This window comes from Streptomyces sp. NBC_01267 (assembly GCF_036241575.1).
Taxonomy (GTDB): domain Bacteria; phylum Actinomycetota; class Actinomycetes; order Streptomycetales; family Streptomycetaceae; genus Streptomyces.
The window spans coordinates 2,708,334-2,724,920 of the sequence record NZ_CP108455.1 but is presented as its reverse complement, the minus strand read 5'-3'; the positions used below and the strand labels follow the sequence as shown (position 1 = coordinate 2,724,920).

7 protein-coding genes are annotated in these 16,587 nt (G+C 66.3%); 3 read left to right on the top strand and 4 right to left on the bottom strand.

What is annotated here, in order from left to right:
• Positions 1-3: 3 nt before the first annotated feature.
• The 4 genes from OG709_RS12365 to OG709_RS12350 are packed head-to-tail and all read right to left on the bottom strand — an operon-like array spanning position 4 to position 11,787.
• The gene (locus OG709_RS12365; protein WP_329166054.1) at positions 4-1,854 is read right to left on the bottom strand and encodes a DUF1998 domain-containing protein; all 1,851 of its coding nucleotides are present in this window, start codon (positions 1,852-1,854) and stop codon (positions 4-6) included.
• Positions 1,851-5,099: a helicase-related protein gene (locus OG709_RS12360; RefSeq protein WP_329166052.1), complete on the bottom strand. Its 3,249-nt coding sequence runs from the start codon at positions 5,097-5,099 to the stop codon at positions 1,851-1,853. Before OG709_RS12360 ends, OG709_RS12365 begins: the two co-directional genes overlap by 4 nt.
• Complete coding sequence (locus OG709_RS12355) at positions 5,096-7,006, bottom strand: UvrD-helicase domain-containing protein (protein WP_329166050.1); 1,911 nt, start codon at positions 7,004-7,006, stop codon at positions 5,096-5,098. Before OG709_RS12355 ends, OG709_RS12360 begins: the two co-directional genes overlap by 4 nt.
• Entirely contained in the window at positions 7,003-11,787 is a 4,785-nt protein-coding gene (locus OG709_RS12350; protein ID WP_329166049.1) for a DEAD/DEAH box helicase, read from the bottom strand. Before OG709_RS12350 ends, OG709_RS12355 begins: the two co-directional genes overlap by 4 nt.
• Positions 11,788-12,568: 781 nt before the next feature.
• Here OG709_RS12350 and OG709_RS12345 point away from each other — a divergent pair.
• From OG709_RS12345 to OG709_RS12335, 3 genes are read left to right on the top strand one after another with little or no spacing between them, the layout of a single operon-like run.
• Positions 12,569-14,695, top strand: coding sequence for a helix-turn-helix transcriptional regulator (locus OG709_RS12345; protein ID WP_329166047.1), 2,127 nt, complete (start codon positions 12,569-12,571; stop codon positions 14,693-14,695).
• On the top strand, positions 14,692-15,690 hold the full coding sequence (locus tag OG709_RS12340; RefSeq protein ID WP_329166045.1) for a hypothetical protein: 999 nt from the start codon (positions 14,692-14,694) through the stop codon (positions 15,688-15,690). Before OG709_RS12345 ends, OG709_RS12340 begins: the two co-directional genes overlap by 4 nt.
• Positions 15,687-16,583 (top strand): DUF6339 family protein, encoded by an 897-nt coding sequence (locus OG709_RS12335; protein WP_329166043.1) that lies wholly within the window; start codon positions 15,687-15,689, stop codon positions 16,581-16,583. The genes OG709_RS12340 and OG709_RS12335 overlap by 4 nt, the downstream gene beginning before the upstream one ends.
• Positions 16,584-16,587 lie beyond the last annotated feature (4 nt).

The following is a 16,587-nucleotide window of genomic DNA, read 5'->3' as shown; positions in this document are numbered from 1 at the left end:
CGGTCACAGGGCCAGTGCGTTGTGGAAGAACCCGATGGCGGGGTCCTCCGGGGTCCCGATCAGAAGGGCTCTGTCCAGGAGACCGTTGTTGTGCTCGCAACTCGTCTCGGGGAGCATCATGCAGCCGTGACAGGCGGCGAGATTGGTGCTGCTGGTTCCGGTGGCCTCCGTCTCGATGCACAGCGGGTCGGCAGAGCACCATTCGGCTCGGCGCATCGCTGCCCGGAGAGCTTTCGACAGACGATCCGGTTCGCCCTGTGCCACGACACCACCGAGGCTTCCCGCTGAGTCGCTGGTCGCGGTGTAGATCAACAGACCGGCCATCGAGTCGTCCGCGTACAGGCGCTCGCGGAGTGAAGACGCAGGGTAGCCCGCGTCCAGACTCCATTCATTGATCAGTGCATGCGCCAGCGAATGCAGGAGCACCATGCGGGGAGACGCGGGGGAGTCGGGCACCTGCTGTGGATCGGACGCACGTTCGCGCAGGGCGCGCTGGTGGTTGGCGTGAATCCGGTCCGCGCGTGCGGCGACTGCCACCGAGGCGGCCCACTTGTCCAAGCGCTCCTCGTCGAGTCGGACGAATACTCCCTCGCCGTGGACCTCCATCGCGGGAAGCCAGTTCGTCGGCTTCAAGGACAACGCCGCCTCATGGACTTCGAGGTTGGCCTCGGGGACGGTTACCCGGGAGAAGGCCTTCAGGGCTCGCACCTCACGCAGTCGTTTGACCAGCATGGGGGTATCGAGGCCGAGAGGACGCAGGAACGAGGAGTCGGTTGCCGGTTCTTCACAGATGAACTGTTCTGCACGGTCCTGTGCCCGCTCGGAGTTCCCGTCACAGAGCCGCGCGTACTCCTGACGGCGGAGAGCGAGATAGGGGCCGTCCTGCCCGCGGCTTTCGTCAGGGGTGGCGGCTTCCTCGTGATTCTCCGCCGCGAGCAGTTCGAGTACAGCGTCCAGAGAAGGAACCTTCTTCCCGTTGAAGGCACCCTTGAGATAGCCCGCAATCTCGCCGGGATTCGAGAATCCGCGCAGGTTCTGCCAATGACCGTCGAGATCGGCTGCGAGTCCACCGCTGTAGGGGGGAATGGACAGCGCGGACTTGAGGATCGGCTGCCAGACGATGGACGAACCTCGCTGGAGCGTCCGTGGGGGCTCCGCGCAGTGTTCCGCAGGAGCTCCCTTCAACCAGGGGCGCTTGCCGGAGCAGCGGACCTTGAGGTCGGCGAGGGCGGACCGGCGGAACGCGCCCTCCATCGAGACTTCGGGCGCTCCGCATGTGCACGAGATCAGGATGGAGCGGAGAGAGGCGGTGCGGCCCGAGGTACGCAACCGCATCTCCCCGCCGCAGTGCCCGGATCCACCGTCCTCGCGGTTGTGCCGGTGGGCCCACTTCCAGTACGGGAAGTCGTCGATGTGCCCGTGCTCGCAAGCCATCACGAAACGGGACGGAACGAGGTCCTCCTCGCAGTCCGTGCAGATGTTCTTGCCAGGTGGTGGGTTGAAGTCACGAACGTGCTGAAGCGAGTCGCATTCCGGGCAGGAATGCCAGAGAGGGAAGCGACGGACCCGTATTCCGTCCTTGCTGGCATCGTCCGAGGCCGGCGGCAGCCGGAAGTGGTCGACCTTGAGGACCCGGGCGAGACGGTGTTCATGAATGACCGGGGCCTCGTCGCGATCCCAGGACCGGTCCGCGTCGTCGATGCCGGAGACGATGAACGACTCGTTGTCGACGGCGATCAGAGAACCGACGCCGTACGTGGTGATCATCTGCGAGCGGCGTACGGCGCCGCGTCGCGGGAGATTGTTGCGGGGCGCACCGGCGGCCCGGATGCGGCGGGCGGGGGGCGGGGTCATCGGGATGCCTCCATGAACAGGACGGACTCGGCGTCGACGTCGCGCAGACTCCACAGAGTCGGCCAGGCTTCGGCGTCCTCCGACTCGTCGTCGTAGGCCCGGAGCAGGGACGGAATCCTCTTCCCGCGCACAGGTTCGTAGAAGAGGCCGCCGTTGTATTCGGCCTCCGTGGACCACCAGTTGACGAATTCGTCGAAGGCCTGGGACGTCGCCTCGTACTCGGCGTCGTCGACGCCACGGACGCGACTCATCACCACGGGCTTGATCAGCTCGTCCAGCTGGTCCCGGTAGGTATCGATGCGACCGGCGCCATCGTTCGAGCGGGCGGCCGGGATCAGGATTCTGGTCAGGGCGACCACGACGGCGTGCAGACCCCGGTCACGGGCACGGGAGGAGAACGGTGTCACGGACGTGGACTCCACCTCCCGGTACAAAGCGGAGTGGAAGTGTTGGAAGTTCTCGTAGTGCGAACGGTCCCGGGCCCGGGACGAGTTGAGCATGACTGCCACCAGGCCGGGACGGCTACGGCCCACGCGGCTCGTCGCCTGGATGTACTCCGCCGTGGTCTGGGGCTGCCCCATGACGGCCATCAGGCCGAGGCGGTCCACATCGACACCGACCGAGATCATATTGGTGGCAAGCAGGACATCCACGGTGTCCGGGTCCGGGAGCCGTTTCTCGATCTGTTTCAGGCGGGCCGGGATCGCGCTGGCATCGATTCGGCTGGTCAACTCGGAGTAGCCGCTCGTACCGCGAACGGCCGTGCCGTCACGCTCCGCCAGGTACTCCAGGTAGGCCACCACGTCGTCATGTACCTGGAGTTCGGCGGCGGACAGGAGACGCAGACTGTTGAAGTAGCCGACGAGCGTCCAGTACGCGTCGCGCACGTCCTCGGTGGTATCGGTACGCATCGCCTGGTGCAGCAGAGTCGCGTACGTACGGATCAGCAGAGTCGACTGGCTGGTGCCAGGGGTGAGCAGGCCGACGTATCGGCGGCTCGCCTTCTCCTCGCGGGGTGTCTCGACCGCGAACCACGAATCCCGGGAATCGAGGCCGGCCGGCGGGAACTGGTGGACCTCGCGATCGAACAGTGCCCGACCCTGGTCCGAGGCGCGACGGATCGTCGCCGTGGAGGCGATGACCTTCGGTAGGTCGGCCAGTGCGTCGACAGCCGTCTCGTACAGACCGGTCAGGGTGCCGAGCGGGCCGGAGATCAGATGAAGCTCGTCCTGGACGATCAGCTCCGGGGGCGGGGTGCGGTCGCCGGGACGATCGCGGTTGAACAGTGCGGCGGTCTGCTCCCGCCAGGGCATCGACGCGAACTTGTCGACGGTCGCGATGACCAGCGTCGGACGGGCTTCGTACACCGTGTCGTCCACCAGGTGCACGGGCAGACCGCTGGAGAACTCGCACGACGTGCCGGGGCAGCGAACGTACATCCGTCGCGCTTCCACATCGGCCTCGTAGTGCCGGGCGTCGAGAGGGGTACCGCACCAGGGACACGCGTGGAGCTGCACCGGGTTCTCGGTCTGGAGGGTCTTCTGCGCTCTCAGGTCCTTGAGCTTCGCCTCGGCGACCTTCAACTTGTTGGGGGTGGCGGACCGCCCCACCCACATGCCGATCGAGATCTCCTCCTCGCCGAGGAGCGCAGGATCGGCCCGACGCATGCGCTCCATCGCGCAGATGAGGATCGTGGCACGTTCGAACTGCTGCAGTGTGAGAAGCCGAAGGGTGTACCGCATCAGTACGGTGACGCCCGCGCCACGTTCCTTCTTCCGCATGCGACGAAGGAAGGTGGTGAAGGCAATCAGGCCGAGGTAGGCCTCGGTCTTACCGCCACCGGTCGGGAACCACAACAGGTCCGAGATGCGACGGTCGTCATGGTCCGGATCCACGATGCCCGCCAGGCACAGCAGTACGAACGAGATCTGGAAGGGACGCCACTGTCCTGCCGTGACATCGGGGTCGCCCTGACGCCCACCCTTCACCCAGGCGCTACGGGCCCGCTGCTCGGCCATCGCCTCGTTGGCCAGCCGGAACGCCCGCATCACGTCGGGCTGTTCACGGAGCAGTTCGATCCCCTCGCGCATCCGCGCCAATGCCTGTCGGCAGGCAGCGATCTGTTCCACCGCGGCGCTCTCGTACGAGGTGGACGCCAACGCGGTGGCTTCCGCGTCCTTGCGTGCGATCCACTGCGCGTATCCGTGTGCCAGCTTCTCCAGTGCGGTCAGAACATCGGCGTCCGGTCGTGTCGCCAAGTCGTGCATGGCCAGGGACGAGGCGTCGATCTCCGGGTTGGAATCGGTCAGCAACACCTCGTAGGTGGGCAGGAACTCGGTGCGGACCTCGGCGATCGCGGCGCGCTCCACATCGGTGATTCCGACCGGTGGCGGCTTCCAGTCCCAGGCCGCCGCGCAGCCGTGTCCCACGGCGAAGGTGGGGGCATGTCGGTGCAGCAGGCGGCTCGTGGCCAGTTCGGCATCGACAGCGGAGAGAGCGGCCGGGCGTTCCACGAACGCCGAGGTTCCGTCGGCGGCGGCCACGGTCAGCCGGGGCTGGAACAGGGCGAAGGCATCCTGGAGCGCATGCTCGTCGATCACCTTGGTGTTGATCAGCGTCACCGTGACCGTCACGGTCCCGGTCGTCGGGCTCGGCCTACGGACCAGGACGTGCAGCTCCACTCCGGTGGCCAGTGGATCCACCCCGAACTTGCCGGGACGGGTGATGTCGATCCGGACCGCCGGCAGATCGAGCACCCGGCGCCGCCAGCGTTCGCGTTGGTCGGCCGTGGTGCGGACCTCTGCCCTCCGGGGGGAGACGGGGCGGCCCGAGGCATCGATCGGGTCGTACACGGCCGCCGACGAGGTCACCACGATCTCGGAGCAGACAGCCGGATCGATCGCGAACGTGAGCCCCATACTGGACGGCTTTCGATCACCTGCCGCCGGTAGTTCTGTGTTCGGAGTCGATTCCTCGATGTTGTCGCGGCTCAGTACGGGGGCCTCGTCGAGACCGTCCTCGCTTGCGTAGTCCTCGGTGAGCCGCTCACTCGCGGCCTTGTTCGCGGCCTGTGGGAACAGCACACCGATCGGGTACCTCGTGATCGGCGCGTCGTGGGTCAGGATCTCCTCACGATCGTCCCGGTCCGCGTCGTCGTCGGGACCGAGCAGATCCCGGCGGAGCCGGTCCACGAGATCCTCGCGGGCCCGGTAGTGCGCGGCGTGGCGCCCTCCCCCGTAGGTCATTCCTGGTTCTCCTTCTCGGCGCGGGCGTCGCGCCTGTATCGACCGATCCCCGACAACCGGGGAACAACCCAGAGCCCGTGCCCGCCCAGCCTGGCACCGGTACCCGCTGCGACACTGCCCGCCACCGACTCCAGTGCGCTCACCCGGAAGCCGTCGATCTCCAGGGGCCACGAGATCTCCCAGTTGCGGGAGACCTTCTCCACCTGGTGCAGGTCCCTGCAGAACTGTTCGGAGGCCACGCCGATCGGTTGATCGCCGTGGTAGAGCGTGTACGGCGGGCTCTGGTCCGGTCCCATCGGCATGTCGTGCAAGCGTCGCAGGACCACGGCGTCCCCGGCTCGGACGTTGCGCACCAGGTAGTCCTGTACCACCGGTGCAGAGGCATCGGGATCGTGCGCGCCCGGCGGTTCCTCGCGGCTGATGTCGAACTCCGAGGCCACGATCCCGAAGCGCTGATGGGGTTTCCACCCACCTATGTACAGACGTTCGGTGGGACGGTGTCGGCGAACCTGCGAGGAGTCCGGGCAGGCCACCCGGTAGAGGTCCTCGCGTGGACGGGTCATTGCGACGTACAGGGTTCTTGCCTCAGCTGCGGAGTCCACTTCCAAACCCTGCTTGCGCAGTTCGGAGAGGGAGGGAGGCGTCACGACGAGCACGCGATCGAACTCCAGGCCCTTGGCACGATGGACTGTCGACACGACCAACCGGGACGGCTCCGAGGCCGCGAGGTCGTCGGGGAACCGCCCTTCGGCCACCAGGCTGCGTACCTGCGGTACGTCGATGAACCCGCGCGGGCCGCGTGCAGCTCGACGTAGTGCATGCCACAGACGGTCCACTTCCGCGTCTTCGGGCAACGGAATATCGGCGAGGAGCTCCCGGAAGCGCTCCTCTGCGAGGGTGGATGCCTCGGTGCGGCGCAGCAGTTCCGCGACCCAGTACGGCACCGGACGGTCTCTGAGAGAACGCTTCAGGGTGTGCGGTACCCCGTGCGTGAACAGTGTCTCCGACACCACCAGCGCTTGACGGTTGTCGCGGGTGAGGATCGCGCAGGTACCGGGGAACGCCTTCAGCGAGTCCAGATTGAACGGGGTGGCGAGCTCGCCGAGGTCGGGCAGACCGTGCAGGAGATCGCGCAGCCTGCGGTGCAGCCGCTCGCCCGCTGCATCCGGCCCATCCGGGTCGGAACCGAGCTGTTGGAGCGCCGGGCCGAGCGGCAGCGCAGTCCTCGCTTCGTCGCTGTCGGCCCGGAAGTTCTCCGTCAGGTGCAGCTCGACGAGGTCGTCGAAGTACGAGGTGCGCAGCCAGGCGAAGAAGTAGTCGGTCTCGGCGGCCCGAGCGTCGAGGTCGGCGATCTGGAACCCGTAGATGGACTGTGCGGAGTCACCGACGACGGTGAACCCGCACGAGTTCTGAAACCGGTCCAGCAGCGTCTCCACCATGTTCCGACGGTCGCCGACGAGATCCTGTACCTCGTCGATCACCACGTGGGCAGGGGCACCGAGCTCGGTCGCCTCCACCGCACCCTTCGTGATCGCAGCGGTCGCCTGACGGATTCGCTCGTCGAACGAGTACTGGCCCCACTCCTCGTCCGGGAACGCCTGCGTCAACAGGCCGTACGCCCAGGAATCGAAGGTCTGCACCCGCACCCGTCGGGCCCGTTGTCCGTGCGTCGAGATCCGCTGCCGGAGTTCGCGTACAGCGGCCTGCGAGAAGCTGAGGACGAGGATCTCGCCCGCCCCCAACGCCTCTTCCTCGTGACCCACCAGGGCGTCGAGCCGCCGCACGAGCGTGTGGGTCTTGCCCGAACCCGCCCCGGCGGTCACCAGGACGCGTGCGTCCCAGGGCTGTTCCACGACGGCTCGCTGTTCATCGGTGAGCGGCGGGCTGTCGACGAAGGGGTCGGTCACTTGTCGCTCCACAGGTGCTCGAACTGGGTGAAGGCGAGAGCCTTGCCGTAATTGGTGATGTTGTCACGAACGTTCAGGATCAGGCAGGTTTCCTTGCCACCGTTGCGGGGCCCGCGCAGACCGCGGCCGATCATCTGTTGGTAGATATTCGGGCTGTAGGTCGGTCGGGCGACGACCACTGCCCGGGTAGCCGGTGCGTCGAACCCCTGGGACAGAACACCGTAGTTGGTGAGGACCCGCGTTCGGCCGGAACGGAACGCGGCGATCCGATTCCGCCGGTCGGTGGATGAGGTGGCCGAATCGACGGCGGCCGCCGAGATGTGCTGGTCGTTGAGCTTCGCGGCCAGGAACTTGGCGTGACTCACGGAGGTCGCGAAGACGAGGACCGGCCAATCGGCGGGCATACGCCGGATCTCGTCGATGATGCGTCGATTTCGGTCGTGGTCGTCCGCCAGACGTTGCTCGGCGGCCTTGGACAAGATGCTGAGCTGGTCGGTCCGTTCCTTCTCGTCCCGAGTCAACTCGATGGTGCCGCCGGCCAACTCGCGGTGCTCGACGCGTGCCAGCATGCCCAATTTCTGAAGCTCGTCGTAAGGGTCGCCCGAAAGGAAGATGCCCTCGTCCAAACGCCTTCCACCGAACCTCCGGATCAGGCGCTGGGTCTCGTCGACATTGGTGTTCCGGAAGGGCGTCGCGGTCAGGCCGAGCAGGTGACGGTCGGTGCGGTACTGATTCAGACCGAGGTGGTCCAGGATCTCCGTGTACTGCGGAGCGATCGCCATGTGTGCTTCGTCCACGATGACCAGTGCTGCGTCCCTGAGCCAGGCGTACGCCTCGGTGCCGAGGTTGATGCGGAGTTTGGCGTCCGTGGCCACGATCAGGTGCGGTCGCCCTTCGACCGGTCCGGCCTCGTTCGTCGACCAGAACCTGCTGATGGCCAGTTCCGTCTCAGCACCTACCTTCGACCACACGAACTGCCAGCTCTGTACGGCCTGTTCGCAGAGCTCTTCCGTCTGAGCGATCCACAGGATCGGCCCGTCGAGCTTTTCGTTCTGCTTGACCCAGCGGATGACGGCTTCGGCGGTGACCCGGGTCTTTCCTGCGCCCGTGGGCAGGGAGAGCATCCCGCGCTGAGGGCTGAGACGGTCCAGCATGGAGAAGACGTTGGTGGCGAGTCGCTCCTGGTAGTCGTGGAGACGAGGGAACTCGGAAGGACCCGGCACGTCGATTTTCGGGTTCAATGCGGGGGCACGGGAACCTGCGAAGGAATCGGGGAAGCCGAGGTCCGAGATGAACTTGATCGCAGAGCCCGCGCCGGTGAACGACGACGGGGCGATGCTGGGATACGCGGCAGCCAGGTCTTTCACGTGGATCTGGAGTACTCCGTCGCCGTGCGCGTTGAACGCCATCTGAGCGATGCGCTGTGGGGACGGGTCCGCTCCGTCGAGGTCTGCGCGCTCGCTCTCCAGGAGGCCGGCAGGAAGCCCACGACGCAGGGTGTCCGCACCGAGCAGAAGTCGGAGTTTGTCCACGACCGCAGGGGACTCCCGCACAGCTCGGAGGGCGGTCTGCACCTTCTGGTCCTGCTCCTGTCGTTCTTGCGCCGCCAACACCGCCTCGCATCCGGATCGGCCCAATCCCCAACGGAGTTCAAGGTCCGCGGCCATGAGCGCCGACAACCGGTCCTCGGGCGTGAGCACCAGCACGGTGGTGCCCAGCAGTGCGCTCCTGAGCGGTGTCGGCCGGATGCCGTTCGGGGTGCGGAGCACTTCCTCCAACTCGGAGCACTGCAGCAGGCTGTAATTGTTGATGCGGTTCCCCAGACGCAGACGAAGTGTGGGGAACTCGTCGCGCAGCGGCACGGGTTCGCCCGAGGCGACGTGCCGGGTCTCTTTGGTGACGACATCGGAGAAGGGCAACATGCCCCACTGCTTGACCATCAGAGCCGCATCCTCAGGACCGGCCGTGAGAAGCGCGGGGAGTTGCTCGGCGCGGAGAGCCCGGTACTCCTCGGGCCCAGCGGCCACAGCGATCTCACTGTCCTCGCGGGTGTCCCACTCCTTGCCGACGCGGCACCGGGTAAGGGAGTCCTCCGGGAAATTGACTTCCAGACGGGTCAGCATCACGTAGGTGTTGCCCACGAACGCGTCGTCCTCGCTGCGGAGCAGTTCCGTCAGGAGTTGGCTCCAGTGTTCGTCCGGTACGGAGTCCAGGGTGGTGGGAAGGCCCAGCTTCCGTGCCTTCTCGGCGCTGATCGCGGCAACCGGCAGTACATCGCGGTAGGCGTCGAGTTGTGGGCCGACGGCATTGCCGAGCCGCTTGAGGCCCTGCGATGTCGAGACCATTCCGTGTCGCCTGAGCATCCAACGAATCGGGGAAGCGGTCGCCTGGCGCGTGGCGACCTGGGCGCCGATCTGCCTGGTCCATTGGTCGACGACCGAGTCGTCGGACAACACCTTGACGAAGTCGGCCCGAGCCTGGTCCGACATCCGGGGCAGTAGGTGGAGCGGCCCGCCCACGGCTGCTCCTTCGAGCTTCATACGGGAGATCAGCGGCCTGCTCGCGCGGTCGTCGAGCTTCCGGCAGTAGCTTTGGTAGAGCGCCTCCTTGTACTCGTCGAACCACGTCTCGCCTTCCGGCCGGTAGCCACCGGAGGGGCGGTCGCGAAGGCCGACCTCACGGAAGAAGCTGAGGTCGTCGGAGTGGAAGCCCATGTCCACCGCGATGGACGGGTCACTGGTTCCGTTCAACACCGGGCCCGGCAGCATGCAGTCCCGCATCGGACGGTAACGGCCGTCAGCCGTCCGCACGTTCAGGGTGTCGAGCGGCGTCGGGAGCCGCGAATGGACCTCGCCCGAGATGTGGCTGCTGCCCGCGCTGTGGAACAGTTCCCAGAACCGGGTCCAGTCCTGGGGCGAGTAGCCCGCGAAGCCTTGGTCGAGGACACCGATGAAACGGCCGCGGGCATCTGCCTCACGGATGCCGACGGTAGCGAGGTCGGTGGACAAGGAGAGGTCGTCCGAAAGCCTCATGTCCACGTACACGAGGTCGTCCTTGAGGCCGTCCAAGGTGGCGTGTCGGAAGACTTTACCGGCGACCGGGGGGACCAGCCCGTGTTCCTCGGTGAGCACGATGCGGGCCTTGCGGGCCTCCTCGGCGAACGGGGAGGCCACGCGGATCATGTCGGCAAGAATGCGGATCGCGGCGGCGGAGGCTTCGGAGGTTCCGTTCGCCACCAGCGCTTCCAGCCATTCACGGACCGTGGCGCGCCGCCGGTTCGCCACCTTGAGGATGTGCTCGACCTTGCCGGCACGGAGGGTGTTGGCTTCGACGGACGGGTGGAGCCAGTTCGCCGGCCGGCCGGGACAGCCGTTCCACGTCTTCAGCCAACGAAGCGCAGACGCGTCTCCCTTACCCATGTCCGGATGGGTGTTCACATCACGCGGTACGCACAAGTCGCCGTTCTGATCCGGAAGCGAAGGGAGTTGGGCGGCCATGGACCAGATCTGACCGGTCAGGTAGCGGTCGGCCCAGCTGACGGTCTCCGACTCGCGGGGGCGCCCCGGAAGGAGCGGTAGATAGGCGGCCGGGTCTTCGGCAGGGACGAGATGGCGGAGCGAATCGACGACAAGTCGAGCGCCGACCTGGATCAACTCTTCGTTGAACGGGCTGGAGTCCAGCAGGTTCTGCCGGTCTTCGTTCGTCTTCCACGCGCCGTTGAGGGCGCCGCTCAACGTCATGTCGTACTTGGTGGGGAAGAACGACCAGAACTTGCCTCGCCCCTTCGGAGTCGTCAGGAGTCCGGACTTCTCGTCGTGACCGTACCCGGGCACGGCCCAGGACACGTCGAGTGCCACACGGGAATGCATCTCGCCTGCGCTTCGGCGCGCAGTCTCGGTGAGTTGGTGAGTGTGGGTGAACACCTTCCAGCGGGATGTCGACAGCTGCCGCTTCGAGCGTTCCTCGTGCACCGTGTGGACGTTCCCCTCCTGTTCCGTCGTGAGCACCCGACGGATGAGGGGGTGATGCCTGCGGTCCTCCAGGGTCACACTGCCCACGTGCGGCGAGAAGAGCTGAAAACCCGTCGGGAAGCCTTCGCGTGCGGAAGGCTTGTAGCTGTCCTCGCCACGCTGTTGAACCGGCAGGGCGTGCATGTCCTGGCCCAGTCGCTCGGCCGCCCCGTCGAGCAGGGGGAGACGGACCACGGTCGCCGTGTCGGGTGACCCCATGAGCTCGTCCAACACCTTGTCCTTGCGTCGCTCGGTGGCCTCGTCGAGATGCCGGGCCATGCGGAGGACAGGTGCCTCGAATTTCTCACCGAGTCGCTCGACTCCAGGAATGCCCTTGATCTGTTCGTAGGCCCAGTCCCGGTCGAATCCGAAGCACCCCGTTCTGCTGAAGAATTCCGGTGTGTCCGACACCACGAGGACAGATTTCACGCCTACGCCGAACCGTCCGATCTGACCGCCCCGCTTGTTGGACATGCTCATCCGAAGAATTGTCTCGGCACCTGCCGGGGTGACGGGAGTTCCCTCGTTCGCGCAGTAGAGGTGGGTCTCGGTGAGGACGACGTGAACCCTGCCGCCAGGCATGTTCGCGATCTCATCGGCTGCGTTCTGGACCAACTCGAAGAGTTGGCGGTCGCCGTATCCGCCCTGGGTGATCCGCCTCTCCCCATTTGCGTGTTCCGGAATGAGTCCCGGGTCCACCCGATAGGTCTCCAGGACGCGAGCGGACTGGTCGATGACAGTTCTGATCACAGGGGACAGCGCGTGGGACACCGGGAGTTCCGTTCCTGGAGCTGGGTCGGGTAAGAGGTCGCAGGCAGCCGAAGCCTGGAGCACAGGCAGCCTCGCAGGGTGGCCCGAGTACTTCAAAAGACACCACAGGAGAGACGAGGACGGGGTAGAGGGCCGGGCGATGTGTCAGCCCTGTCGCCGTCGGAGGTGCACGACGATGTCAGCAGGGACGCAAAGGCGGTCGGTCCGGTTCCGGTCGAAAGTACGGCGAATGCCGGTCCCGGAATGCCCCGGGCGTCATCGGAATCGGACCGGATCGAAATGGTCGTGACTCCGTCGTACGCGGCGACGGCCTTGCATAAGGAATGGAACGCAGACTCGATGATTTGAGACATGTGAACTGTGCCTTCGCGGAAGGGTGACGCTTGTGCAGGGCAGCAGAAGACACGCGAAGGTGGGGGGAGTGTTTCCTGAGGGGCGTCGATCACCCTCGTCATCACGGGTGAACGGATACGACGCACTGGGACCGGAAATGGCGAACCCATGTGGAGGGTGGGGTTGTTGATCCAGGAAACTAGCCAATGTGTTCGGGGGGCGCAAGAGGGAATGGCGGAATGCGGTCTCTCATTTTCCTCGCACTCGAAATGACCATAAAGGGCATAAGGGTTTTTTCTCGGGCAATCCTCATGGGTTTCCACTCGGGCAATCGGAGAGTCGGGAAGTGACTGTCAATCACCGTTAGACAGTTGGATGTCATGTCAATCGATGCGGTACCGTGGCCCGGTCCTCGAACAGCGTGGTGACGACCGGGAACGGGTGGAACGTGGAGGCCGGAGAAGACTTCGGGCCCTGGCTGGCTCGCCAGTTGAAGAACGCCAGGAAGACGCAGACCGAGTTGGCGGAATCGGTGGGAGTCACTCGCGCCGCCGTCTCGGCCTGGATCACCGGACGGGCCCGACCTCGGGACGAGACCGTGAGGAAGATCGCCTCGGCCCTCGGCACGGATCTGGGGACGATCCACACGCGGACCACGGACACCCTGGCCGGCGCGCCCGTCACCTGGTGCCACCGCCCCGGATACGCAGACGGAGGTCGTGACTACGGCAATGCGGCGACCTTCGCCTTCCAGGCCGATGTCGGGGTGTTGGCCCGTGAGGCCACCCAGAACAGTCTCGACGAACGTCTCGACCGTACGCAGCCGGTCCGTGTCCGCTACACGCTGCACGAACTCACAGGTGAATCGCTCGCCCGCTTCCGTGAGGCGATCTGCTGGGACGAACTCCTCCCGCACTACGAGGTCGCCGCTGCTCAGGAGCAGAAGGTCGGACAGGTCATCGCCGCAGGGTTGCGCGACATGTTCGAGCGCGACCGGTTGGTCCTGCTCCGGGTCGACGACTACAACGCTTCCGGGCTGACCGGTGACGACTACGAGACCGGTAGGTTCGCTGCTGTCGTCCGACGTCAGTTGGACAGCCACAAGTCCTTGAGCGGCGCCGGTGGTTCGTACGGTCTGGGCAAAGCCACGCTCTGGGCGACCAGCCGACTCGGTCTCGTGCTCATGAATTCCACCCTGTCCGAGCCGCATGAAGGGCGCACCGAACGACGGCTCATCGGGCGCCTCGATCTGCCGTGGCGTGAGGTGGACGGCGAACCCTGGGCCGGGCCCGCCTGGTTCGGGCGGCCGGACCCCGGCTCGGCGGACAGCGCGGACGTAGCCCGCTCGTGGTGGGCCGACGAGGAGACCGTCGAGAGGCTGCACCTCACGCGGGACAGCTCCGAACCGGGTACCTCCTTCCTGATCGTCGGGGCCCACGACGTGGCAAGCCTCGCCGAAGCCAAGCCGACGGATGAGGACGGGGGCGAGGACGACGACAGCGTGCAGCGCATGCACAAGCGTCTTGTCCAGGCACTCGGACGGAACTTCTGGGCTGCGATGACCACGGGCAGCAACGGGCGACCTCTGCTGGAGGCATCTGTCCGGACGCTGCGCAACGGAGTGGAGACCATCGCTGAGGAGCGGGTCGACCCCCGTGTCACACAACCCGCACGTACCCGTGCGCTCCAGGCCTTCCTCGACGGTGCGACCGTGGAGCGCCTGACCGAGGCGGGGCAAGTGGCCATGACGACAGTGCCGTTGAACGTGCCGGGTCTCGCGGGGCGAAGGACGGGCGGCGAGCACCGGGCAGTTCTGCTCGTGACCGACGCGGACGACCCCGACGGAAAGCCGAACACCGTGGCGGCGATGCGAGGCAACCGGATGACTGTCGGGACCAGCCGGGTCCCCGATCTGGCCCTGGGTACCAATCCGTTCCAGGCCGTTCTGCTCGCCGGACAGGCCGCGGGCGACGACGCGCCGTTCGCCGACGAGGCCGAGACGTTCCTCCGGGCCTCCGAGCCTCCTGAGCACAACAAGTGGGGACAGACGGACGAATTGCGGATGCGGTACTCACCTTCCGCGTACCGGCGGATCGCCACGCTGACTCGTGACACCAACAGAGCCGTACGTGAGCTCGTCACACTGCCCAAGGCGAAGCGGCGGGGCGGCGATACGACCGATCGGCTACGCAAGCGACTCGCCGTGGGTGGGAAGAAGGTGACTCGCCCCACCGGCCCTGCCGGCCTGCCGACACTGGACGAACTGGAAGCTCGAATCGACGCCGACGGCGCGTGGTGTGTGTCCGTAGAGGTGAAGATTCCTGCTGGAGGAGACTCCTGGCGCCTTGCACCGGTAGCCAAATTGGACGTGCGGTCGGGTCCCCGACCTGTGGTGGCCTGGTCCGAGCTTGCCGCTGTGCACAACTGCGAATTGATCGATGGCGTACTGCACTTCGCGCCGGGTGCGCGGCGCGCTTCCTTCCGAGGGGTGACCGACGTGTCGACCCACCGGGTGCGGACGACACTCACCGGCCTCGTCGTCGAGCTCCGTTCCGGTAAGGAGGACACGGCATGAGGGCCTACCCGTACAAGCGGCTTCCCGGCGCTGTGTCCCTGCGTGTGACATCGGTGGTCCTGAAGGGGCCTGGAGAGAGCCGGGAACCACTCGATACCAAGGCGTTTTCGGTCGTCGAGCAGGTGGTGGCGCTCGGACAGAGCGAGCGTGACGACTGGGAGAGTGCTCGCCTGAGTCTGTCGGCCACTGTTTCGGCCAAAGCCACCGAGCCCGACAGCTGCTGGTCCGACGTGTCGGTCGTCGCAGTACTGACCGAGAAGGCGACCAACACACGAGTCGCTGTCCGTCTGGCGCCCGAGGCCGAGGGCGGGCGGCAGTGGATCGGTCACCTGGATCTGTGGCGTGCGAGCCATCTGGACCGGGCGGCCCTCGCCGTCCATGTGGTGGCCACGGTCGACGGGGTGCGAGGGCGTGTGATCGCGTCGTCGGAGAGGGAAAAGGAGTGGATTGTCGACCTGACGGCCGAGTCCCCTCTGAGGCAGCGGGAACTCGATGTGGTCGAGGTCGGCTTCGGAAGCGGTCCGGAGTGGCTTCGCCCCTTCCGGGAGGTGCCCTGGGTCGTGGACACTTCCGGTCGGCTGCCTGCAGTGCACGTGAACACCGACTTCGAGGGCATCACCGACCTCGTCGGCGGTAACGGCTCCTCGGTGGAGGGCCTGGTCCGAGACCTGCTACTCGCCCAGATGTGCACGGACGTGTGGACCGCTGTGTTCCACACCGCCATCGGGGACCTGGAGATCGAGGACGACGGTACGCCGCTCTTCCCCCATGACTGGCGGGGCGAGGTCCTTCGGGAGATGCTTCCGGATGTCGTGCCGGGCCGACCTGTCGAGGAGGCACTGCGCGAGGTCCACCGGCGACGCACCGGCGCATCAGGATGGACGGATCTTCAGCCGCGTATCCACTTCGCCGCCGCCCGTCGGGCCGAGGTGCCCAAGGCCCTGTCCACCACCATCCGCGGCCTGGACCGACTCCACCAGGAGAACGACGCATGACCGACAAGCCGGCCCACCTGCCCGAACGCCTGGCACTGCTCTCCGACCTCAATGCTGCCCAGTACCTCACCGAAGGGCTGCTCACCGGCAAGGAGGACGTGCCTGCCATCGCGCTCAACAAGATTGCTGAGCCGGTGCCGGGAGGCGAAGCCCGTGCGGAGCTCGGCCCGGTACGCGACCTGATCGACGACGTGATGCACAAGTGCCGCGACGACAGGCCGACCAAGGCCGATGCCTGGCTCGCCCCTCGGCTCCACGCGGCACTGCGACTCGACCGACGAGAGGCGGCCGACAGCAGACTGTGGAACTACCTGGCGTTGGGTGTTGCCCCCGACTACGTGGTCTGGCGCCACATGTCGCAGGAGGGCAAGGACGGGAAGAAGCAGACGGTCGCCGCACGCAGATTTCGTGGCGCCCACTACACCCAGTCGTTTGCTCGGCTGTGGTGGGCGGCGGAACTCTTCCGTGACGGGCCCGACTACCGGCCTGTGGAGATCGCCTGCGAGGAGCAGGACATGTTCAACACCGTGTTGCGGCTCGATGCCATCGATCATCGCCCCACGGCTCAGGCGATGGTGCGCCTCATCGAGCGGGGCACCGTGAGTACCGGCCGCGATGTGAACCACTTGGCCAAGGTGGTCAACACGTCGGCGGCCACCCTCATGTACGACGTCCTCGCTCCCGACGTCATGTACGACGGGGGGCCGCTGCGGGAGTGGATCGAGGCTGCCGAGTCGGCCGGGCCGGTACGCCGCCACGAGCTTCCGGAGGGCCCGGACGAGGAGCAGGCTCCGGAAGACTCGGTGGCTCTACTCGCCGATCACTTTGCGGAGCTCTTTGCTGATGCCCGGTCTGCACGAGCGAGGGAGATGTCCGAGGAACCTGCCGGGTAGTGGC

Coding starts and splice junctions, on each gene's coding strand:
- OG709_RS12365 (WP_329166054.1), bottom strand. CDS start 1,854: ATGACCCCGCCCCCCGCCCGCCGCATCCGGGCCGCCGGTGCGCCCCGC.
- OG709_RS12360 (WP_329166052.1), bottom strand. CDS start 5,099: ATGACCTACGGGGGAGGGCGCCACGCCGCGCACTACCGGGCCCGCGAG.
- OG709_RS12340 (WP_329166045.1), top strand. CDS start 14,692: ATGAGGGCCTACCCGTACAAGCGGCTTCCCGGCGCTGTGTCCCTGCGT.
- OG709_RS12335 (WP_329166043.1), top strand. CDS start 15,687: ATGACCGACAAGCCGGCCCACCTGCCCGAACGCCTGGCACTGCTCTCC.